Here is a 22,041-nt window from a genome sequence, read left to right on the forward strand (position 1 = left end):
CTTATTTGTAGATCGATGAACCGGATTGTTTGAATTCGGCCGCCTTTTCCTTCATTCCTGCTTCTGCAGCTTCTGCCAGCGCCAATCCGTTTTTCTCCGCGTATTCGCGAATATCCTGCGTGATGCGCATGCTGCAGAATTTGGGCCCGCACATGGAACAGAAGTGAGCCGTTTTCGCAGGTTCGGCCGGCAGGGTTTCGTCATGGAACGCTCTGGCCCGTTCCGGATCGAGCGATAGATTGAACTGGTCGACCCACCGGAACTCAAAACGCGCTTTGGACAAGGCGTCATCGCGAATTTGCGCGCCGGGATGACCTTTTGCCAGATCGGCAGCGTGTGCGGCGATCTTATAGGCGATCACCCCTTCTTTTACATCTTCTTTGTTCGGCAGGCCCAGGTGCTCTTTCGGAGTGACATAACAGAGCATCGCGGTTCCGTGCCACCCGATCAGCGCTGCACCGATGGCCGAGGTGATATGGTCATAACCGGGAGCGATGTCGGTGGTCAATGGACCTAATGTATAGAAAGGAGCTTCATGGCAGATTTTCTGTTCGATATCGATATTTTCTTTGATTTTATGGAGCGGTACATGGCCTGGTCCTTCGATCATTACCTGCACGTCATATTCCCATGCAATTTTCGTTAACTCTCCCAGTGTGTGAAGCTCCGCCATCTGTGCCTCGTCATTGGCATCGGCGATCGACCCGGGGCGCAATCCGTCGCCGAGCGAGACGGAAATATCATAGGTTCTCAGGATTTCGCAAATCTCCCGGAAATGGGTGTACAGGAAGTTTTCTTCATGGTGTGCCAGACACCAGGCAGCCATGATCGAACCACCGCGGGAGACGATTCCGGTCACGCGGTTTGCGGTCAGCGGAACATATCGCAGCAGCACACCGGCATGAATGGTGAAGTAATCGACTCCCTGCTCCGCCTGTTCAATCAGGGTATCGCGGTACACTTCCCATGTCAGATCTTCCGGAACGCCGTTCACTTTTTCCAGCGCCTGATAAATCGGCACGGTTCCCACCGGCACGGGTGAGTTGCGGATAATCCATTCCCGGGTATTGTGGATGTTTTTCCCCGTGGACAGATCCATAATGGTATCGGCGCCCCACAACGTCGCCCAAGTCATTTTTTCCACCTCTTCTTCAATGGAGGAAGAAACGGCGGAGTTACCAATATTGGCATTGATTTTGACATGAAAATTTTTGCCGATGATCATCGGTTCGGCTTCCGGATGGTTGATGTTGGCCGGGATGATGGCGCGTCCGCTGGCCACCTCCTGCCGGACGAATTCGGGATCCAGGTTTTCACGGATGGCGACGAATTCCATTTCCGGCGTGATGATTCCTTTTTTGGCGTAATGCATCTGCGTCACCGTTTTACCGGCTTTGGCGCGCAACGGCCGAACATTGGGATGCGGGAATGTGTCGAGCTGCCGGACTTTTTCTTCCGACCGGTATCCGTTGTCGACCGGTTGTACCTGCCGGCCTTCATATTCCTCTACATCGCCCCGCTCCAGAATCCATTTTTGCCGCAGTTTGGGCAAGCCCTTGCGCAGGTCGATCTTCGCTTGCGGGTCGGTATAGAGGCCGCTCGTGTCATAGACGCGAACCGGATCATTCGGGGTTTCCCCGCGCCAGTCCTTGGTCGGGGACAGTGAAATTTCCCGCATCGGAACGCGGAGATCGGGACGTGATCCTTCGACATACACTTTCTTGCTGTTGGGATAAAAGTAGCGGTTCAATTTGCTTTCCTCCTGTTTTGTGGATAGGGTCCACAAGGAGAAAACGGGAGAGGATAAATGAGGGAAGAGAAATAAAATAGCCATACACCAAGCGCGTATGACTGGAAAATGGAGAAAATTTGCGAAAAGGAGATGCAATGATCCCTATTCATCCATTCCTACGCTGGCATTACCCAGATCAGGTTCACCGGTCGGCGGCAGAGTTCTCCGCCCTCTCAGCCTGGCTCACTCCAAGCTCCCGTTTCTCGCATATGGAATTCTACACTTTCAACCTATCACAGAAGGAGGATGGGGTCAATCCATTCCTTTGCCAAAACAGAATGTCACCCAATTGAAAAAAGATTCTCCTTTAAATCGTCCACTTGGATTTTATTGTAAGTTATACTAGAATTAATAAAGAATATAAAGGTCAGAATTTATCACGTATTTGGACAGATGGATGTTTGATCCTCTCACTCAGGCTTTTTAATAACCCCATGAAAATCAAGATCTTTTCTTACATAAAAACATTTGTCTGACACAGCGCCGGAAGAAAAATTTTTTGAAAAATCAGGAGGGGGGATGGCGGCCTGCTGACTGATCAGCAGAAACGCTGGGTCAGGGGGGCGCAACCCGAAAACCATGCCTTTCACAGAACACTTGATTTGGACAGACTTGCAATTCGGCCGGAAAGGGTGACGTTACCGTTGCGTATAGATTGGTTCCATTTGAGAAAAACATTTGATTCTTACGATGCGTCAAGACGATCCTTCCGTTCGCCCTGCCTGGGATTGCTCGATTTTTCCGCTTCGATCCGGGCCGGAGTTACCGTTATATTGGGCCCGAAAGGCGCGGGCAAAACCACGCTGTTGCGTTTAACCGCCATGGTTTCTGTCCCGGATGACGGACGGATTATTTATCAATGGGGTGAGCAAAAATCGTACGTTTGGTCGAAGGGAAATGCGACGGCCGGCTCATCCTTTTTGACGGAGCTGAAGGGAAAAATCAGTTATGTTCCCGTTCACTGCAGATGGGAGACGGACATGACCGTTGAAAAAGCGTTTTTGTATGAAGCGCAGTTGAAGCGCGTGATGAATCCGCGAAGAAAGAGTGCTGAAATCGTGGCCAAATGGGGGTTGGCCGGTTTTCGCCGCTCGTTTGTCAGTGAGCTGTCCGGAGGAGCTTTTAAACGCTTTTTATTGGCTCACAGTTTGCTGGTCGATCCCTCCATCTGGATTTTGGATGAACCGACCGAGGGATTGGATGAATTGGGCAAAAAACTTTTGTGGCGGGAGTTGCGATCCAATCCGCAAGGCCGGATTACCATGATCGCCACGGAAAAGGACATGGAGCTGGCGGAGGCGGCTGATGACTTGATCTTGATGGAGGCAGGGGCATGCCGCCGGATCGGCAAAAAGAAATACCTCGCAGCCAGTGTGCCGGAAGGAACCGTGGCTGCCTGGTACCAGGCGATGCAGGCATTTGCCAACCTGCGCCATTTCCGGTAGCGTCGCAAACCTCAGATTATGGAAAGCAACATACCTGATGAAAAGGGGAGTCAACAGCATGACGAAAACTATCATCCGCGCCCCCGAATCGGGTGAAGAGCAGGAGTGGTTGCGGCGCTTGTGGCAGAAGGAATGGGGCGGAGCAAAGATGGTTTCCAAAGGGAACGTTTTTCATCTGCATGAGTTGTCCGCCCTGATCGCGATTCAGCGAGGGAAGCCGGTGGGAGCCGTCACGTTTGCGATTCGGGCCGATGCGGCGGAGATCCTGAGCCTCAATGCGCTGATCCCAAACTGCGGGGTGGGCGGCAGCCTGCTCCGGGCGGTTGAGCAAAAGGTGAGAGAGCAGGGCGGGAAGCGCATCTGTCTGATCACAACCAACGACAATCTGAATGCTTTGCGTTTTTATCAAAAACGGGGGTACCGGATGGTTGCTCTTTACCCGGGAGCGGTTGACGAGGCGCGCAAACAAAAACCCTCCATTCCGCTGGTCGGAAATGAGGGCATTCCGCTGCATGATGAGATTGAATTGGAAAAGCGCTTGCCGGGAGCAGAGGATTCTTCTCTTTAAAACAGAAAATGCAGCCAATCGCTCATGGCATTAATTGTACCGGGGATGAAAAAAGAGAAGTAAGGGGCCAAGACAAAGTTTCCGAGTGGAGTGACCGCCAGAATGATGAACAGGAGCCAGCCGTACGATTCATATTGATGCATTTTCGCCCGCGTTTCATTGGAAACCAGATCTTCGATGAAGCGATACCCGTCCAGGGGTGGAAACGGCAGAATGTTGAAGAAGAAAAGAAGGATATTGAAATGGACCATGATGGAAAAAAAGGTGGTCATGATGCCGATCATGTTCGGAGTAAGGCTGGCATACCAGGAAAACTGCTGCAACAGGTCCCAGATGAACAGGGACAGAAAGGCCAGGAGAAGGTTGCTCAAGGGGCCGGCGATCTTAATGAGCGGACCGACCAGTTTGCGATTGCGCAGATAAAAACGATTGACCGGCACGGGTTTTGCCCAGCCAAATCCGGCTATGATCACCAACAGCGCCCCGAGCGGATCAAGATGGGCCGCCGGATTTAATGTGAGCCTTCCTTCATTTTTGGCTGTCGGGTCTCCAAAGCGGTAAGCGGTATAGGCATGAGCGAATTCATGGACGGTAAAAGCGATCAGGAGCGTGACCAGGATGAAGGGAAGCTGGGATAGCGGATAGGCCAGCCAGGATGAAAAATTCACAGGGCATCACCTTTTTCGAGATAATCAAAAAGCAGTGCCGAGTGGGTGGCACTGCTTTCATCATAACATTTGGATCAATTCAATGCGATTGCCAAACGGATTTAGAAATTCAAAACGGGCATGCCCGGGGATGGAAACGGAAGGCTTAACCGGGATACCAGGAACGGTGAGCCGTTCTTCCCATGCGCCCGGGTCATCGAAGAGATCATTCCTGACCGGGATTCTTACCCGCTTTAACCGTTGAGGATTTGGCGCAAGACCGTTTGCAAAATACCGCCGTTGCGGTAATATTCCACATCGACCACGCTGTCCAGGCGCACGTCGACATCGAATTCAACCGTGCTTCCGTCCGGTTTGGTCGCTTTCACTTTCAGGGTTTGACCCGGAGCGATTTGATCGTTCAAACCGATGATATCAATGGTTTCTTTTCCGGTCAGGCCGAGCGATTTCCAGCTTTGGCCATCTTTGAATTGCAGCGGGAGCACGCCCATGCCCACGAGGTTGCTGCGATGGATGCGCTCAAAGCTTTCGGCGATCACGGCTTTGACCCCGAGCAGGTTGGTTCCTTTTGCGGCCCAGTCACGGGAGCTGCCGGTGCCGTATTCCTTGCCGGCGATGACGACGAGCGGGGTGTTTTCCTCTTTGTATTTCATCGCCGCATCGTAGATGGACATCACTTGACCGCTCGGAACGTGTTCCGTCACGCCGCCTTCCGATCCCGGTACCACCTGGTTGCGGATGCGGATGTTGGCAAAGGTGCCGCGGGTCATAACACGGTCGTTTCCGCGCCGTGAACCGTAGGAGTTGAAGTCTTTTACGCTGACGCCGTTTTCTTGCAGGTAGCGTCCGGCCGGGCTGTTGGTGGCGATGCTTCCTGCCGGCGAGATGTGGTCGGTGGTCACGGAATCACCGAGGAGAGCCAGGATGTGTGCGCCGGAAATCGGTTTAATCTCTTCCACTTCCGGTGACAGGCCGACAAAGAAAGGCGGTTCCTGGATATAGGTCGATTTTTCATCCCACTCATACAGAACGCCTTTTGGTGTGGGCAGTTGGTTCCAGCGTTCGTTGGCATCAAACACTTTGGCATACTGTTTGCGGAATTGTTCCGCGCTGATGGCGCTGGCCATCACATCGCTGATCTCCTGCGAAGACGGCCAGATATCTTTTAAATAAACCGGCTGTCCGCTCGGATCGTGGCCGATCGGCTCTTTTTCAAAATCGATGTTGACTGTTCCGGCGAGGGCATAAGCGACAACCAGCGGCGGGGAAGCCAGGTAGTTTGCTTTCACCAGCGGATGGATGCGCCCTTCAAAGTTACGGTTACCGGAGAGGACAGAGGCGACGGTCAGGTCGTTTTCCTCAATCGCTCTGCTCACATCATCAGAGAGAGGGCCGCTGTTTCCGATACAAGTGGCGCAACCGTAACCGGCCACGGTGAAGCCGAGTTTTGCCAGCGGTTCAATCAGGTTCGCCTTGGTCAAATAGTCGGTTACGACTTTGGAACCGGGGGTTAAGCTGCTTTTCACGTAAGCAGGTACGCTCAGGCCTTTTTCGACCGCTTTCTTCGCCACCAAACCGGCGCCGACCATCACGGACGGGTTGGATGTGTTGGTACAGCTGGTGATGGCTGCAATCACAACCGAGCCTTGTTTCAGTTCATAAGTGGTTCCGTCGGGACGGGTAACGCTGACCGATTTGCTGATTTCCTGGTCGGACAGGCCGAATCCGCGCTCATCAATCGGTTTGCGCAAGGTTTCATTCCAGGATTCTTTCATTTTGCTCAGCTCAATGCGGTCTTGCGGGCGTTTTGGTCCGGACAAGCTTGGAACGACGGTCGACAGGTCGAGTTCGATCGTATCGGTGTATACCGGATCAGGTGTTTCATCCGTACGGAAGAGGCCTTGTGCCGTGTAGTATTCTTTTACGAGCCGCACGAGGCTTTCATCGCGCCCGGTGTTGCGCAGGTAGTTGAGCGATTCTTCGTCAACCGGGAAGAAACCGATCGTGGCACCGTATTCCGGAGCCATATTGGCAACCGTCGCACGGTCGGCCAGGCTCAGATTGGACAGACCGGAACCGTAGAACTCGACGAACTTGCCGACAACGCCTTTTTTGCGCAGCATTTCGGTGACGGTGAGGGCGAGGTCGGTTGCAGTGGCTCCTTCAGCCAGTTTTCCGGTCAGTTTAAAGCCGATCACTTCTGGGGTGATGAAGTAGAGCGGTTGCCCGAGCATGCATGCTTCGGCTTCAATGCCGCCAACGCCCCAGCCGACAACGCCGAGCCCGTTGATCATGGTGGTGTGGGAGTCGGTACCGACAAGCGAATCCGGGAATACCACTTTTTCGCCGTCCACTTCCCGGGTTACGGCCACATTGGCCAAATATTCCAAGTTTACCTGGTGGACGATGCCGGTTGCCGGAGGAACAGCGCGGAAGTTATCCAGGGATTCGGCAGCCCAGCGCAAGAGTCGGTAACGCTCTTCGTTGCGTTTGAACTCCAGGTCCATGTTGTACTCCAAAGCATCGCTAGTTCCGGCTTTATCGACCATCACGGAGTGGTCGATGACCAGATCAACGGGAATGAGCGGGTTGATGCGTTTGGGATCACCGCCGACGCGCGCCATGGCTGAGCGCAGTGCAGCAAGGTCCACAACGGCCGGTACCCCGGTGAAATCCTGCAGCACGATCCGCGCGGGTTTGAAGGCGATTTCTTTGTCGGAACGCTTTTCTGCCCAGGTGGCCAATTGTTCGATATGTTCTTTTGTTACGGATTTTCCATCAAATTGGCGTACGGCTGCTTCCAGCAGCACTTTAATGGAGAATGGCAATTTGGAGACAGAGCCGACTCCTTGTTCTTCCAATCCGCTTAAACGGTAGTACACATATTCCTGATTTTCAACGGTCAGTTTGGAGCGGACGTTGAACAAATCCTTTGCCATGCGGGCAACCTCCTTTGCGGGTTGGTTTCGTCTGGTGAAACAAGGTTCTAAATTCGATACCATTATACAATGGTTTTGAAATATTGTATAGGCTTCCACTTAAAAAAAATGAGAAAACAATGGAAAAAAGCAGGCTTTGATCAACCAGGAGCGGGGGCTGTCACTCCAACATCCGGAAAAAACCATTCGCTTCTTTGGCGCAACCCGGAGACGAAAGCCGGGAATCTTGTGCGGCCTGCAACAATATAAGCGGTTTTCCCCGACGGACATCCCCTGTCTTACTATATGTGTGGTGAGCAGCGGTTTAGATCATGACAAGGTTAATGACTCTTATAAAAACTTCGGCCGGGCTTCGGCTTCTCTCTCAGGAGGAAAAGGAGAAATACCAAACCGAGTGAGACAAGCAACAGGCAGCCGATCATTTCGGTCACCCCGAACCAACCAAACCGGCTCCAGAACCAGCCTCCCGCTGAACCCGCCAGACTGGAACCGGTGTAATAGAAAAAGAGATAAAGGGAAGATGCTTGTGCTTTGCTGGCGGCAGCAAGTTTTCCCACCCCGCCGCTGGCCACGGAATGACTGCCGAAAAAGCCGAAAGTAAAAATTGCGACCGCGATTATTTTGCTGATGAGATGGGGATAGAGACTGAGTCCGTCGCTGATCAGCATCAGGAAGATTCCAAAGCCCAAAACTTTCGCCTGCCCCCATTTGTCGGCAAGACGGCCCATCCAGGCCGAACTGAATGTTCCGGTCAAATAGACGATGAAGATCAGGCTGACGGCAAAAGAACTCAAGTGATAAGGCGAGGCCATTAGATCGTAACCGATATAATTGTACAGGGAGACAAAACTGCCCATCAGGGCAAAACTGATTCCGTATAATAAGAGCAAACCCGGATTTTTCAAGCAATTGACCAGGGAAAAAAACAAGCTGCGGAGCTTCAGCCGTTTTGGATGGAAATGAGCGGTCTCCGGCAGGTGTTTCCAAAACCAACAGCTGAGCAACAGGTTGAAGAGACCCATGCAGGTAAGAGCCGTTTGCCATGAAAACAGATCGGACAAAATGCCGACGGCGATACGCCCGCTCATTCCGCCAATGGAAGTGCCGGCGATGTAAATGCCCATCACCCGCCCCAGGCTTTGGGGATGAAACTCTTCATTAATATAGGTCATGGCGATCGAGGGTAGACCGGCCAGTGCTGCTCCGGTCAGCGCCCGGAAGATGAGCAGGAGAGTGAAATTGGGCAGAAAAGGAAGCAGCAAAGCGAGAACCGAAGAACAAAGAAGCGACAGGTTCATCATTTTTTTTCTGCCCCAGCTATCGGAGAGAGAAGCCGCCAAGAGCATGAAGACGGCGAGCATCCCCGTTGACAGTGATACGGATAGACTTGCGGTTACGGGCTTTACGTGAAATTCATGTGAGAAAAGGGGTAAAAGAGGCTGGGTGCTGTAAAGGATGGAAAAACTTACGAATCCCCCGGCGAAAAGGCAAGTCAGCGCTTTGGCAAAGGCGGGGGATCCCGGAACAATTTTGTTCAATGTTTATGCCTCCTTCAAGGATGGAAAACATTCATCTTTCTTTTTGGTGCAACCTGAAGGTGGAAACGGGAGCAAAACCGGAGAGGGTGGGCATACCAAGGCCCGGCTTGAAATATAAAAAAAGGGGGCATCTCCCCTCTTTCTCTTATCGTAGCGCTATCCTTTGCTGGTCGTAAAATTTCATTTTTGCATTAAATCAATGTTTTTCTGTTATTAAATGAACAGAAAGAGGGATCGGGATGGAATGGCAACAGCTCGAATATTTCAGGGTCGTCGCCCGTCTGGAACATTTCACACGCGCCGCCGAGCAGCTTGCGATCTCCCAGCCCGCGCTCAGTCGCTCCATCGCTGCGCTGGAAGAGGAAATCGGCGTTCCCTTTTTTAAACGGGAGGGAAGATCAGTGCGCCTGAACCGCTATGGACATCTGTTTCTTCAGCATGTGGAGCGGGCGCTGGCTGAGATTGAAAAAGGAAAAAAGAAAATCGACGATCTTCTTAATCCGGAGAGGGGACTGGTCTCACTCGCTTTTTTGCATACGCTGGGTGCGCAGCTTATTCCGTCCTTGCTGCGGGAATTTCGAGAGGCCAATCCCTTCGTTCGCTTTCAGCTTTACCAGAATTCAGCCCAGCATATTTTGACACAGCTGGAGGCGGGGGAAATCGATTTGTGTTTTACCTCCCCCCCGGTGCGGCGTCCCGGTTTCGGCTGGGTGGATTTGCTTGAGGAGAAACTGGTTCTTCTGGTTCCGCGACACCATCGTTTGGCCGGGCGAGGAACCGTTCGTTTGGATGAGGTGGCAAACGACCCGTTCATCTGCATGAAACATGGATACGGATTGCGCTCAATCACCGAAAACCTGTGCCGGGAAGCCGGTTTTCGCCCGCAAGTCGCTTTTGAGGGGGAAGAGGTGACAACCGTGGCCGGATTGGTCGCGGCGGGACTGGGCATCGCTTTGATCCCGGAGGTTTCCGGACTGAATCAGGAAAAAACTGTTTGTCTGGAAGTGAGTGAACCCCGTTGCCGCAGGATGATCGGGATGGCCTGGCGGGAAGGCGGATTCATGCCGCTTCCGGTCTTGAAATTTCGGACGTTTGTGATGCAGCGCTTGGGGTGAACCATGTTTGCACGATATTTTTATTTCATCTTTTAGCCTGGAAGAGTATAATGTTTGAAAAACGAAATAAGTTTCATAGAATGAAACGCGGAGGGGCTAAACCTTGAGTGAAGCGAAAAAAGCAACAGTGCGGGCAGCCGAGCGGGCTTTGGATATATTGTTGTGCTTTGCAGATGCATCCCAACTCGGAATGATGGAGATCGCCGAGAAGACGGGACTGAATAAAAGCACGGTCTTTCGCCTTTTGGCTACATTGGAGGCAAAGGGATTTGTAAAACGCGATCCTCAGTCGGAGAAGTACCGCCTCGGTTTTCGCGTCTGGGAGCTGTCGGCCAATCTTGATCAGTCCGATGACCCGGCTGTGCTCTTCTTGCCGGAGATGGAGCGGTTGCGTGATGAACTGGATGAAACGGTCAGTTTATATATTCGCGACGGAGGGGAGCGCGTGCGGATTCAGGCGGTGGAAAGCAGGCAGGCGATCCGGCGCGTGGCTCCGGTTGGGGCGCGGATGCCGCTTGCCGTTGGTGCTTCCAGCAAAGTCCTCATGGCATATGCCGGGGAAGAAGCGGTATCCAAATTACTCTCTTCCCCCGACTGGCCGGAAAATCTCGAGCGTGAACAGTACCTTGAACAATTGCAGAAAATCAGGGAAGAAGGGTTTGCCATCAGTGTGGAAGAACGGGAAGCAGGAACCGCTGCCGTTTCCGTCCCTGTTTTTTCCAAGCGGGGCGATTTGGTGGCTGCTTTGGCCGTATCCGGTCCGGTTTCCCGCATGAATATCGACAAGATGATTCAGTTTGTCCCGCGGATGAAAGAGGCGGCGGTGCAAATGGGCAAAATGATCCGCTCGTAGGCCGGAAGAGAGAATGGGAAAAAAGACATTGGCTGATACTATGGATGCAAGCCTCAGGAACAAGGAGGAAAAGTTGATGCTTTTTTCCCCGGAAGAGATGAATTTTCTTTCCACAAGACTGGAAGAAGAAGCAGTCCGGTTGCGTCAGGGGCAGTCTGATGAGCTTGCGGCGACCCCGGAAGAGAGGCAACGGGAATTGCGCCTGATCAGTGAATTGCAGCGGAAACTGCGCGATTTAAAGAGCGAGATGACGCAGGAAGAGAAAGCGTTGGTGGCCCGTTTGGCCCGCGATGAAATCCATCATATTCATGGGCACGGGACCGGCGTTTATCAATCGATCTTGCAAAAAGTAGAGCAATGAAGGATGATTCCCCGCCGAGGTGTGGGGATTTTTCTTGTGAAAAGGAGGAAGGACCGATGGGGAAATTCAGCGGTCAAGTGGTGATTGTCACCGGGGCAGCCCAGGGAATCGGCAGGGCTGTTGCCGAGGGTTATGCGCGTGCAGGGGCTAAGGTGGTCATGGCTGATCTGAACCGGGATCTGTTGCTCAAAGCAGCAAGCCGCCTGCAATCGTTGAATGGAGAAGTGATTGCGGTGCCCGCTGATGTGCGCAAAGAAGAGGAGATTGTCCGATTGGTGCAAAAAGCCGTTGATGCCTTCGGAACGGTGCATATTTTGATCAACAATGCGGGGGTATCACGTTGGAAATCGCCTTATGACCTGACGGCCGAAGAGTGGGATGACGTGATTGACACCAATTTGCGCAGCGTCTTTTTATGCTCGCGCGAAGCGGCAAAAGTGATGCGAACGCAAAAGAGCGGCGTGATCATCAACCTCGCTTCAACCCGCGCACTCATGTCTGAACCCAACACAGAGGCTTATGCCGCATCCAAAGCGGGGATCGTCGGGTTGACCCATGCACTTGCCATTTCATTGGGCCCGGACGGGATCAGGGTGAATGCGATTGCCCCGGGCTGGGTTGAAACGGGTGATTACGGAGCGTTGCGGGCGGTTGATCATGAACAGCACCCGGCAGGACGGGTGGGGAAACCGGAAGACATTGTAAAAGCCTGTTTCTACCTGAGTGATCCCGAAAATGATTTTGTGACGGGGATTCAGCTGGTGGTCGACGGCGGAATGACGCGCAAAATGATTTATGAAGAGTGATGAGAGTCCCGGGGATGTTGGTCCCGGGACTTTTCCCATTGCCATCACGCCCTTTCGGCAGGTTACGCTGGCAACCGGGAGTGGCAGGATCAAGGGGATACCGGTGGTTGATTTTCCCTCTCTCCTATCCTCAATCTACCTTGCCGGATCGCAAAAAGCAACGTTAAAATTAAGCAATAGTAAGTGTTTATTGTTTTTATTGGTGATAAATGCTTAACTTTGCTTAAAAATGCTTAAACGGAGGCGAATCATGTACCAGGAGGAACGAATGCTGGGGATATTACAATATTTGAGAGAACACGGCCGGATCCGCGTACAGGACATTTGCGAGCAATTTAACGTCTCCCGCGACACGGCGAGAAGGGATCTGGTCAAATTGAGCGAGCAAAAACTGATCATCCGAACCCGGGGTGGCGCGGTTCTCCCTACCTTGAACCAGGAAATTGAAAGTTATAAGGAACGGCTGGATCTGAAAGGGGAGAGCAAAGAGCGAATCGGGAGGGAAGCGGCGAAGTGGATTCAGGATTATGACACGATTCTGCTGGATACTTCCACGACGGTTCAATATGCCGCCCAGGCAATAACGGCGCAAAACATTGTGGCGGTCACCAATTCGATCGACATCGCCGATATCCTGTCCGCGAAACCGGGAGTGAAGATTCACGTCTTGGGCGGGATACTCCATGCGCGGGACCGCTATTTGTACGGATCGGAGACGACCCGAAAGCTGCAGGAATATAAAGTGAACAAATTTTTAATGGGCGCGGGCGGAATTACCGATGAAGGCATTTTTTTTAAAAGCGAAGAGGACGGGCAGGTTGTGCGGGAAATGATCCATCGCGCTGAACAGGTGATCGTGCTCGCTGATCATACAAAATTCGGGAAGCCCTTGTTTTACAAAGTGTGTTCGCTGGACCAGGTTGATTTTTTGATTGCCGACCGGATTCCGGAGCGTTGGAAGCCGGTGTTGGACAGATTGGAGATCGAAGCGCTGGAGACAGGGGAAGGACGGGATTAATATGGAGAAACGCGGGCAAGCCTGCACCCGGTCTGTATCGTCAGGAAGAACTGCAACGGCATTGCCCGCACACGGAGGTGACTGCTTTTTTGTTATTCGTCCGGGAGAATTTCAAACTTCTGGATTAACAGCCTTCTCATTTTTTTCAGTTGTTGCTGGTGCCATTCGTCCTCATAGTTTTTTAATCGCTTGTAAGTATCAAGCAGGGCAAATTCAATGATGGCGCATTCTTCGGCATCAAAGATGCGCATATAGGAATCATCCGTCAGCTTCTTACTCATCATTTCCCTCCTCCTTTTTCATTTTCGACAAGGAAAAGGGGAATTAGCCGCTCGATTTTCCTGTCCCGGAACCTGGCAGGTTGGTTTGTGTTTTGATTCTCCGGCTTGGCGCTCAAAAATAAGGAATCAACAGCTGAAAAGTCGGTTTTTTATCTGTATGCGGATGTGAACCCGCTTATGACCGGGGAAATATTTGTCTTTCCCGCACCGTTCCAGGCGCAGGTTTCGCAAAAATAACATAAAAATTCAAGCAGAATCAGGATTATAATGAAAAAAGACGCTTGAGCGCGACATGGCCGATCCGGCATTTTGATGATTCCACCAATCCACACGCTTGATGGCAGACAGATAAACAGAACTTATTGGGGGTTTTCACAATGGGTGAATCAATTGACGAAATCCGCGTCGTTGTAGGGGCGGGAAAAACGATCAACAACCCGGGCTGGATTCACACTAATGAACATGAATTGAATTTGCTGAAACCGGAAGATTGGGAAGCGCGATTTGCTGAAGAATCGATTACGGCCATTTTGGCGGAACATGTGTGGGAGCATCTGACTTTTGAAGAAGGAGTGAGGGCTGCCCGTATTTGCCGCCGTTTTTTATTGCCGGGAGGATGGATTCGCTGTGCCGTGCCGGACGGGTATTTTCAAAACAAAGAATATCAGCAACTCGTCAAATCGGGGAGAGCGGGAAATGCGGATAACCCGGCTGCTTTGCATAAAATCGTCTACAATTATCAATCGTTCACCCGGATGTTTGAGGAAGCCGGTTTTTTGGTGAAGCTGCTTGAATACTGCGATGAAAACGGTCATTTTCATTATGTGGACTGGGATCCCCTCGATGGTTTTATCTACCGCTCCCGCCGCTTTGATCACCGCAATCAGTCGGGTGAGCTGAAAAGTGTTTCCCTGATCGTCGATGCGGTAAAGCCGTTTTGAACCGCTGATTGCAGGCAACCCTTACCTTTGAATTCCACGATATCTGCCCGGCTTTTCCGAAACGATGGCCGGGTTGCTCTCCGCTCTTTTGAATCCCTGATTTTCCCTTTTTTAAGACCGATCTTGTGAAACAAGGCGAATTTCGCTATGATTTTTGGATGTGCGGTATTGTCTGTCCGCGCCTGCTTTTGATAGCATGGGTTTAGTCCGGATCCTGAGCGAAACGCTTTTCAGATAGAGAAGAGGTGCGTTCTTTTGCAGAAAGAACGATTGACGGAAGATCCGAAACTTCCGATGGTCGAAGTATTTCAAACAGTGGAAGGAGAAGGGACGAAAGCGGGGTATCCGACCACGTTCGTACGGGTGTACAATTGCAATCTGCGCTGTACGTGGTGTGATACACCCTACAGTTATGCCCCCGCCAAACCGGAGTACTTTGCCACGGTATCAGAAATTGTCGGGCAGGTGAGGGAATACGGCAATCGGCACATCTGCCTGACCGGGGGTGAGCCGCTGATGCACGGGAATAAGTCCCTTCTTTTGATGGCGGCCCTTGCCGGAATCGAAGAGGTGGATGACGTGCATGTGGAAACCAACGGCGCCATCCACCTCGGGCCTTTTGATGAATGGCGCAATAACAACGGAAAAATCGGGCAAAAGGTCCGGTTTATTTTGGATTACAAACTGCCGGCCAGCGGAGAAAACGACAAGATGATTGAAGAGAATTTTGCCTTTTTGCGTGACACGGATGAGGTGAAGTTTGTGATCGCTGATGAGGAAGATTTTTGCCTGGCGGCGTCCGTGGTAAAGGAAAAAATGAAGAAGGGCGTCCCGCTGTTCAGCCCGGTCTGGGAAACGATGAAACCGGACCGTCTGGTGGATCTGATCCTCGAACAGCGATTGACTAAGGTCAAACTCAATTTGCAGATTCACAAAATCATTTGGGACCCCGATGCGCGGGGCGTTTAAGGGGGAGAAAACGCATGAGCAATCGAGCGGTTGTCGTATTGAGCGGCGGTTTGGACAGTACCACGTGCATGGGGATTGCCAAAGAGGCAGGCTATGAATTGTATCCCATCACTTTTTATTACCAGCAGCGGCATGACAAAGAAGTGGAGCATGCCAAAAAAGTGGCGGCTTTCTATGGAGTGGAACAACGGCATAAAATCGTGAACGTTTCCTTTTTGGGGGATATTGGCGGCAGTGCCCTGACCGACGAGGCGATCGAGGTGCAAACAGGCGGAGTGCAGGATGGGATTCCCGACACCTATGTGCCGGCGCGAAATTTGATTTTCTTGTCACTGGCGACCGCTTATGCCGAAGTGATCGGGGCGGAAAAGATTTATACAGGAGTGACTGCGGTTGATTACAGCGGTTATCCGGACTGTCGGCCCGAGTTTATCGCTGCGATGACGGAGACGATTAATCTTGCGACCAAAATGGGGGTTACATCGGAGGGAAAATTGAGCATTGAGACACCGCTCATTCATTGGTCCAAAGCGGAAATCATCAGGCGCGGCTTGGAACTCGGCGTACCGTATGAACTGACCACTTCCTGCTACCTCGGCGGGGAAGAAGCCTGCGGGGAATGCGACAGCTGCCTGCTCAGGCTCAAGGGTTTTGCGGAAAACAACGCAACTGATCCGATCCCCTATAAAAAAATTCCCTCACAATTCAGGTGATGAACGATGCGCGGCAAGTATACACTCGTCAAGCATTTCTGGATTTCCTGTGCCCATAGCGTCCCGGGTGCGGGCAAGTGCGAACGGATTCACGGTCATAACTACAAAGTGACTTTTTGCGTGGAGGGGCAGGAACTGGACGAGCAGCATATGTTGATTGATTTCCGTCAGGTAAAGCATGCATTGGAAAAAAAATATGACCATTATCTGCTTAACCAGTTTCCCGAATTCGATCCCGAGCAAGGAGGGGCTGCCCCCACTACGGAAAAAGTGGCTGAAGTCTTTTTCTCGATCATCGATGGCCTTTGCCGGCAAAAGAAAAACCAGCCGCTGGTCAAATGGGTCGAAGTGCAGGAAACGAATGAAGCCTATGCGCGTTTTGAGCGTTTATGATCATGTGTGGAGGAAAGAACATGAACGAGCAAAAGAAGGAAGACTTGAATCTGCATTTGCTTGGCAGCAAGACGGACTATGAATTTGAATATAATCCCGGTTTGCTCGAAGCGTTTGATAACCGTCATCCGGACCTCGACTACTTTGTCAAGTTTAATTGCCCGGAATTTACCAGCCTTTGTCCGATTACCAACCAGCCCGATTTTGCTACAATCTATATCAGTTATGTTCCGGATCAAAAGCTGGTGGAGAGCAAGTCGCTCAAGCTTTATCTCTTCAGCTTCCGCAATCACGGGGACTTTCATGAAAACTGTGTGGTTGTCATCATGAAAGACTTGATTAAAAAATTGGATCCCAAATATATCGAAGTCTGGGGAAAATTTCTCCCGCGCGGCGGGATCAGCATTGATCCTTATGTCAATTATGGAAAACCAGGGACAAAATGGGAGAAAATTGCGCAGGAGCGCTTGGCCAAGCACGACCTCTACCCGGAGCGGGTGGATAACCGGTAAGGAATATACAGCTGGCGAACACGATAGAAGCGCGGGTGTACCTCTGATCGACCATTTGAAACGCTGGGAACGAAGGGGTGCACCCGTTTTCACAAAAAAACCTTAACGAATTTGTTTTTCAAATGAGAACCAGAAACATGTAAAACATTTCTGATTATTGTTTGCTGAATTTGATTATTTTTCTTATACTTTGGTTAAGAAAAAACCCTATAAAGTATAGAGGTGTGTTAAATCCATGTCTTCACAAGGCGAGCACTGGCTCCAAAAGAGGTTTGGCACCGAAAAACGGGCCAACACATTTTATGAAAATCAGATGCTTGATCACCTGTCGCCTGCCATGCAGGATTTTCTCCTGAAACAGGAAATGATGTTTCTTGCCACAAGCGACCGCCAGGGGAATTGCGATATGTCCTTTCGTGCCGGTAAACCAGGGTTTATACATATAATAAATAAAAAAAACGTGATATACCCGGAGTATCGTGGAAATGGTGTATTGGCAAGCCTTGGGAACATGTTGGAAAATCCGCATATCGGAATGTTGTTTATCGATTTTTTTACCCACAGAATCGGTCTGCATATCAACGGGACAGCGGGAATCATTGAAGATGAAGCACTGACGCGATGCATTCCGAGACCGATTGCGCTTCATCTGCAGCAGACAGTGGAAAAACAGGTGGAGGCTTGGGTTTTGGTGAAAATTGACGAAGCTTATATTCATTGTTCCAAAAACATTCCCTTGCTGAAAAAGGTGGAACCGGCTGTGCAGGCAAATCAAATGTCCACGGCCAGCGGGGACTTTTTTGGGACAAAGATGTACAAGCAGCAAATGACGTGACAAAGGCCTCAAGCATGATTGGTAGACTCTTGCTTTGAAAATGGGATAAAATAGATGCGAAGGAGGGATGACAGTGTCCATGAACTTTTATGTCCAACAAATGCAAGCTATGGTTCAACATATGCGTGATGAGTTGACCAACGTCGGATTTAAGGAATTGCGCACACCCGAAGAGGTGGATGCAGCCTTGACCGGCGAAGGCGCAAAAGGAACGGCCCTGGTGGTGGTCAACTCCGTTTGCGGATGCGCAGCCGGCCTGGCCCGCCCCGCAGCTGCCTTTTCGCTGAAACACGATAAAGTGCCGGATCATTTATATACCGTTTTTGCCGGGCAAGATCGGGAAGCAACCGCCCGGGCACGCGAGTATTTTGAAGGTCAACCGCCTTCTTCCCCGTCTTTTGCCCTTTTAAAAGACGGCAAGTTGGTGCATATGATTCACCGTCATGAAATCGAGAATGTGCCGCTGGAAGAGATCGCTGCCAACCTGACGGCTGCTTATGACCGGTATTGTGACTAATTGCAGAATGACGGCCCTTGAACTCCCTCCCAATTCTGAGGGAGTTTTTTCTGTGAAATAGCGGCGGGGGATGCCACGCCCCTCCCGATTGTGTCCAGCTTTCATCCCTGTTTTTCTGCCGGTGAGAAGGTGTCATTTCTTTGGCTGATGAGCGGCAAGGGTGCATTTCTCTTCATCGATTGATTACAATGGTAGAGAGAGGAGAGATGGCGGGGAATGGAAATCATCGCTGGTTTGTTGCTGGTGTTTTTCATTGGAATGAGCATCGTGGTCAATGTTCTCTATCGGTTGGCCAAGAGAAAGAAACACCGGCTTTTATACGTTTTGCCCGATCTTGGCATGCAGGATCATGGCGAAGAGTTTCGGGGAAACTTCCGGGCATTGTTGCGCCACTTGGAACAATCGCTTTCCGAACGCTATGTGGAACGGGTTAAGGAACGCGTCATTCGCGAACACCAAATCAGTCTGACTGAATGGGAAAACCGCTGGTTTGAATGGAAACGTTATTTGATCATGGCCGCGCTCCTGAAAAGTGTTCCGATGTTCAGCCGGGAAGTCGATGAAATCTGGCACGAAAAATTGATGTTTACCCGCGAATATGAGGATTTTTGCAGACGTTACCTTAAAACGGCATTGCACCATGCCCCGAACAAAACGGATGCGCCTTTTAATCCGCAAGAACGCGCGTGGTTCGATCTCGTGTATGTCCTGCTGTTCAAACCGACCCGGTACAGTTTGCAAACCTGGGGACCCTTCTTGCGACACTCGTTATCCAGGGAATTCCTCGAAGAATTCAAAAAGGAAGACGAGGATCGGTTGGCAGAGAAATATTTCAACACTCGGGCGCAAAATGATCTTCCCGGAGCTGGAGTGCTTGTTCGCCATTTGATTCAATACATAAAAAAACTGCTGAGAGAAGTTGAACATCACGCTTTCCGATTTGGCACGGATGTTGATTCATTTCGGAAGAACGCCGCGTTTCAGCCGCAAAACAAAGATTTGGCTCTTTCAATGGTTAAGGGTGTCATCTTTTTGTCCAGTTATTTTCCGGAAAGTTTTCGCCAGCGTTACCAGGAGTTGTTTGGCAAAGATCCGGGGTCGGAGGATGAGCTTGGATGTTTTGCCGCTTCAGGCAGTGACGTGGAAACAGCGGACGGAAAAAAGGAGTTTTTGGATTAGCAACCATCCGCAGGGGGCCGAAGCCTCTGCGGATGATTTTTATGTAGATCACTCTGTGCCAAAGAAAGTTTGCAGGGCACGGGGCAGGTCCCGTTGCCAGAAGCCCCAGGTGTGGTCTCCCTCATCTTCAATGTAGTGAACTTGCGCGTTTTTTTCCTTCAGGCTGCGATAAATTTCGCGATTGCGCGCAACGAGATCGAACGTGCCCAGATGCGTGGGAACGGCCGTTTCCGATGTTCCGACCGATTGATACAGTTTAAGGCGGGAGAGCGAAGGCTGACGCAGGATTTGCTCAGTCGTCGCTTCCATGAACGCGCCGGATTGGGAGAGCACTTGGTCACATACCTCGGGATAAGTCAAGGCGATATGCAGGGAGACTGTTCCGCCGAGGGAGGAACCGCCGATCACGAGATCCTCTTTTTTCCGGCTGGCGGGATACTTTGTGCGAATCAAAGGGAGAAGTTCTTCGACGATCATGTTCATGTGAAGCGGCTGACGCTGGCCGATGGGTGAGTATTCCGACGTGCGTTTTTCCTTTTGCACGGGTACGGCCGCCATCATGAACGGTATGATTTTTTTCTGCTCCATCATGCGGGTGGCCTGGGTTACTATCCGGCCAAGATTAAAGTAATCCGGCCCGTCATGCAATACGAGCAGAGGATATTCTCCGTTTTTCTCTTCGTCGTCGGGAAGATAAACCAAAATTTCTTTTGTTTCACCCAGATGCTTGCTGTTCAATTCTTCTCTTTTGATGATCCTTTTCAATGTGATTGGCTCCTTTTCCCTTGGTGTAAGACGATTGTACCCATACTATACCTTATTTTTGCTTTATTTACCTGTTGATTATTTATATCACTTTCTTGTATATTTATACTGTTGGTATTGATAGTTTAAAGGTATTTGTGTTCAGGACTCAATAAAATATACAAGAAATCTGTCATTTCTAACGAGTGCGGAAAAATATTGCTTTGCGTTTTTTCAAAAAAATTATAAAATCGAGTTAGAGGGAAATGGCTATAAAAAAAGGGGAGGTCGTCTGTTGAATACGAGTCAAGAGCAGCAAGGACAGCTGAAACAATCGATGAAGAGCCGCCACTTGTTCATGATTGCCCTCGGTGGAGTGATCGGAACGGGCTTCTTCCTCAGTACAGGCTTCACGATCGGACAGGCGGGGCCGTTAGGTGCGGTATTATCTTATATAATCGGCGGAATCTGCATGTACCTGATCATGTTGTGCCTGGGTGAATTATCTGTGGCGATGCCTTCTGCAGGATCGTTCCAGGATTATACCACCAAATTCATCGGGCCGGCCACCGGTTTTGCCGTCGGATGGATGTATTGGCTGGGCTGGGCCGTGACAGTGGCGCTGGAACTCACGTCGATCGGGTTGACCATGAAGCACTGGTTTCCCCATGTCTCGATTTGGGTATGGTGCTTAATCTTTGGAGTCGTGTTATTTGTTGTAAACGCTTTCTCGGCCAAGGGATTTGCGGAGACCGAGTTCTGGTTTGCCAGCATCAAAGTGATTACCATCATTTTGTTCATTATTTTGGGCGGGGCTGCCATGTTTGGATTCATCCACCTGAAGGGTGGAGAAGCGGCTCCCTACTTGAGCCACTTTACTCAGGACGGGTTGTTCCCCAATGGGTTTATCAATGTGCTGGTTACGATGGTGGCCGTCAATTTTTCCTTTCAGGGGACGGAATTGATTGGGATTGCCTCCGGGGAAAGTGAAAACCCGCAAAAAACGATCCCGCGCGCCATCCGGCAAACGGTGTGGAGAACGATTTTGTTTTTTGGACTGGCTGTTTTTGTTTTATGCGGATTATTGCCGTGGAAACAGGCTGGGGTCATGGAGAGCCCGTTTGTGACTGTACTTGATAAAATCGGCATTCCATATGCTGCGGATATCATGAATTTTGTCATCTTGACGGCACTGTTATCCGTGGCGAACTCGGGCTTGTACGCAACGACGCGGATGCTGTACGCCTTGTCCAAAAACGGTATGGCCAGTCCGGTGTTCGGCAGGCTGACCAAACGGGGTGTTCCGTTTAACGCTTTGATTTTGAGTATGGCAATTGCTTGCCTTTCCCTCCTGTCTTACAAATTTGCTGAGGATACTGTCTATATGGTGCTTCTTTCCATCGCGGGAATGACGGCGATTCTGGCATGGATGTCCATTGCTGCATCGCAGTTTTTCTTCCGGCGCCGTTACCTGGCCGAAGGCGGAAAATTGGAAGCACTCCATTTTAAAACGCCGCTTTATCCGGTTGTGCCGATTCTTGCCTTTCTCATTAACCTGATCGCTTTGATCAGCCTGTGGTTTGATCCGACGCAGCGGCCGGCGATCGAATACGGCATTCCGGCATTTATTCTTTGTTATATCCTGTATTTCCTCTTTTTCCGCAAAAAGAGCGAGGCCGCGAGATTGAAAATGGAAACGAAATAAAGATGTGCGGGCTTCCATGTGTTGAGCATGGGAGCTTTTTTTCTGTGAAAGTGTGTATTTTATATCTGAAATATGCAAAGTTTTGACCCAATAATCATAATAGATTTAAAATATAGAGGGATGATTTTATTCAGAAATGGAGTGATCTT

At 50.7% G+C, this 22,041-nt stretch carries 22 protein-coding genes; 16 read left to right on the plus strand and 6 right to left on the minus strand.

The window, feature by feature from the left end; translation table 11 throughout:
- Position 1: 1 nt before the first annotated feature.
- Positions 2-1,834 carry a phosphomethylpyrimidine synthase ThiC gene (gene thiC, locus I8U19_RS10665; protein ID WP_198055884.1) on the minus strand — a complete coding sequence of 611 codons (1,833 nt, stop codon included), beginning with the start codon at positions 1,832-1,834 and terminating at the stop codon, positions 2-4.
- Positions 1,835-2,436: 602 nt separating this feature from the next.
- On the opposite strand from thiC, the gene I8U19_RS10670 reads away from it, so the two are divergent.
- Positions 2,437-3,237, plus strand: coding sequence for an ATP-binding cassette domain-containing protein (locus tag I8U19_RS10670; RefSeq protein ID WP_160173819.1), 801 nt, complete (start codon positions 2,437-2,439; stop codon positions 3,235-3,237).
- Positions 3,238-3,295: 58 nt separating this feature from the next.
- Positions 3,296-3,805, plus strand: coding sequence for a GNAT family N-acetyltransferase (locus tag I8U19_RS10675; RefSeq protein ID WP_232336362.1), 510 nt, complete (start codon positions 3,296-3,298; stop codon positions 3,803-3,805).
- Here I8U19_RS10675 and I8U19_RS10680 read toward each other — a convergent pair.
- From I8U19_RS10680 to I8U19_RS10690, 3 genes are all read right to left on the minus strand, one after another.
- Positions 3,802-4,473, minus strand: a complete 672-nt coding sequence (locus tag I8U19_RS10680; RefSeq protein WP_198055886.1) for a site-2 protease family protein — start codon at positions 4,471-4,473, stop codon at positions 3,802-3,804. The two genes, I8U19_RS10675 and I8U19_RS10680, sit on opposite strands and share 4 nt — an antisense overlap.
- A 233-nt stretch (positions 4,474-4,706) precedes the next feature.
- The gene (gene acnA, locus I8U19_RS10685; protein ID WP_198055887.1) at positions 4,707-7,412 is read right to left on the minus strand and encodes an aconitate hydratase AcnA; all 2,706 of its coding nucleotides are present in this window, start codon (positions 7,410-7,412) and stop codon (positions 4,707-4,709) included.
- Positions 7,413-7,732: 320 nt separating this feature from the next.
- Positions 7,733-8,950: an MFS transporter gene (locus tag I8U19_RS10690; RefSeq protein ID WP_198055888.1), complete on the minus strand. Its 1,218-nt coding sequence runs from the start codon at positions 8,948-8,950 to the stop codon at positions 7,733-7,735.
- A 239-nt stretch (positions 8,951-9,189) separates the two neighbouring features.
- Between I8U19_RS10690 and I8U19_RS10695 the strand changes: the two genes are divergently transcribed.
- The 5 genes from I8U19_RS10695 to I8U19_RS10715 all read left to right on the plus strand — a co-directional run bounded on the left by I8U19_RS10695 (position 9,190) and on the right by I8U19_RS10715 (position 13,103).
- Positions 9,190-10,065, plus strand: a complete 876-nt coding sequence (locus I8U19_RS10695; protein WP_198055889.1) for a LysR substrate-binding domain-containing protein — start codon at positions 9,190-9,192, stop codon at positions 10,063-10,065.
- A 103-nt stretch (positions 10,066-10,168) separates the two neighbouring features.
- On the plus strand, positions 10,169-10,918 hold the full coding sequence (locus I8U19_RS10700) for an IclR family transcriptional regulator (protein WP_033100131.1): 750 nt from the start codon (positions 10,169-10,171) through the stop codon (positions 10,916-10,918).
- A 76-nt stretch (positions 10,919-10,994) separates the two neighbouring features.
- Entirely contained in the window at positions 10,995-11,279 is a 285-nt protein-coding gene (locus I8U19_RS10705) for a hypothetical protein (RefSeq protein ID WP_152568492.1), read from the plus strand.
- Positions 11,280-11,335: 56 nt separating this feature from the next.
- Positions 11,336-12,085, plus strand: coding sequence for an SDR family NAD(P)-dependent oxidoreductase (locus I8U19_RS10710; protein ID WP_033100133.1), 750 nt, complete (start codon positions 11,336-11,338; stop codon positions 12,083-12,085).
- 268 nt (positions 12,086-12,353) lie between these two features.
- Positions 12,354-13,103: a DeoR/GlpR family DNA-binding transcription regulator gene (locus I8U19_RS10715; protein ID WP_232330915.1), complete on the plus strand. Its 750-nt coding sequence runs from the start codon at positions 12,354-12,356 to the stop codon at positions 13,101-13,103.
- Between the two features lie 92 nt (positions 13,104-13,195).
- Here the strand turns inward: I8U19_RS10715 and I8U19_RS10720 are convergent, their stop codons facing one another.
- On the minus strand, positions 13,196-13,384 hold the full coding sequence (locus I8U19_RS10720; protein ID WP_152568493.1) for a hypothetical protein: 189 nt from the start codon (positions 13,382-13,384) through the stop codon (positions 13,196-13,198).
- Between the two features lie 377 nt (positions 13,385-13,761).
- On the opposite strand from I8U19_RS10720, the gene I8U19_RS10725 reads away from it, so the two are divergent.
- The 8 genes from I8U19_RS10725 (at position 13,762) to I8U19_RS10760 (ending at position 19,443) form a co-directional block, all read left to right on the plus strand.
- On the plus strand, positions 13,762-14,325 hold the full coding sequence (locus tag I8U19_RS10725) for a class I SAM-dependent methyltransferase (RefSeq protein WP_198055890.1): 564 nt from the start codon (positions 13,762-13,764) through the stop codon (positions 14,323-14,325).
- Between the two features lie 255 nt (positions 14,326-14,580).
- Positions 14,581-15,294 carry a 7-carboxy-7-deazaguanine synthase QueE gene (locus tag I8U19_RS10730; RefSeq protein ID WP_232336361.1) on the plus strand — a complete coding sequence of 238 codons (714 nt, stop codon included), beginning with the start codon at positions 14,581-14,583 and terminating at the stop codon, positions 15,292-15,294.
- 14 nt (positions 15,295-15,308) lie between these two features.
- Complete coding sequence (gene queC / locus I8U19_RS10735; RefSeq protein ID WP_033100138.1) at positions 15,309-16,007, plus strand: 7-cyano-7-deazaguanine synthase QueC; 699 nt, start codon at positions 15,309-15,311, stop codon at positions 16,005-16,007.
- Positions 16,008-16,013: 6 nt separating this feature from the next.
- Positions 16,014-16,400 (plus strand): 6-pyruvoyl trahydropterin synthase family protein, encoded by a 387-nt coding sequence (locus I8U19_RS10740; protein ID WP_033100139.1) that lies wholly within the window; start codon positions 16,014-16,016, stop codon positions 16,398-16,400.
- A 20-nt stretch (positions 16,401-16,420) separates the two neighbouring features.
- The gene (queF, locus tag I8U19_RS10745; protein ID WP_033100140.1) at positions 16,421-16,912 is read left to right on the plus strand and encodes a preQ(1) synthase; all 492 of its coding nucleotides are present in this window, start codon (positions 16,421-16,423) and stop codon (positions 16,910-16,912) included.
- A 235-nt stretch (positions 16,913-17,147) separates the two neighbouring features.
- Positions 17,148-17,747, plus strand: a complete 600-nt coding sequence (locus I8U19_RS10750) for a pyridoxamine 5'-phosphate oxidase family protein (RefSeq protein WP_033100141.1) — start codon at positions 17,148-17,150, stop codon at positions 17,745-17,747.
- Between the two features lie 79 nt (positions 17,748-17,826).
- Positions 17,827-18,264 carry a BrxA/BrxB family bacilliredoxin gene (locus I8U19_RS10755; protein WP_033100186.1) on the plus strand — a complete coding sequence of 146 codons (438 nt, stop codon included), beginning with the start codon at positions 17,827-17,829 and terminating at the stop codon, positions 18,262-18,264.
- Between the two features lie 216 nt (positions 18,265-18,480).
- Positions 18,481-19,443: a glycine-rich domain-containing protein gene (locus I8U19_RS10760; RefSeq protein WP_052154039.1), complete on the plus strand. Its 963-nt coding sequence runs from the start codon at positions 18,481-18,483 to the stop codon at positions 19,441-19,443.
- Between the two features lie 48 nt (positions 19,444-19,491).
- Here I8U19_RS10760 and I8U19_RS10765 read toward each other — a convergent pair whose 3' ends face one another.
- Entirely contained in the window at positions 19,492-20,208 is a 717-nt protein-coding gene (locus I8U19_RS10765; RefSeq protein WP_220184974.1) for an alpha/beta hydrolase, read from the minus strand.
- A 274-nt stretch (positions 20,209-20,482) separates the two neighbouring features.
- On the opposite strand from I8U19_RS10765, the gene I8U19_RS10770 reads away from it, so the two are divergent.
- On the plus strand, positions 20,483-21,892 hold the full coding sequence (locus I8U19_RS10770) for an amino acid permease (RefSeq protein ID WP_198055891.1): 1,410 nt from the start codon (positions 20,483-20,485) through the stop codon (positions 21,890-21,892).
- The last annotated feature ends 149 nt before the right edge of the window (positions 21,893-22,041 follow it).

The organism is Thermoactinomyces sp. CICC 10523 (assembly GCF_016055105.1).
GTDB lineage: Bacteria > Bacillota > Bacilli > Thermoactinomycetales > Thermoactinomycetaceae > Thermoactinomyces_A > Thermoactinomyces_A daqus.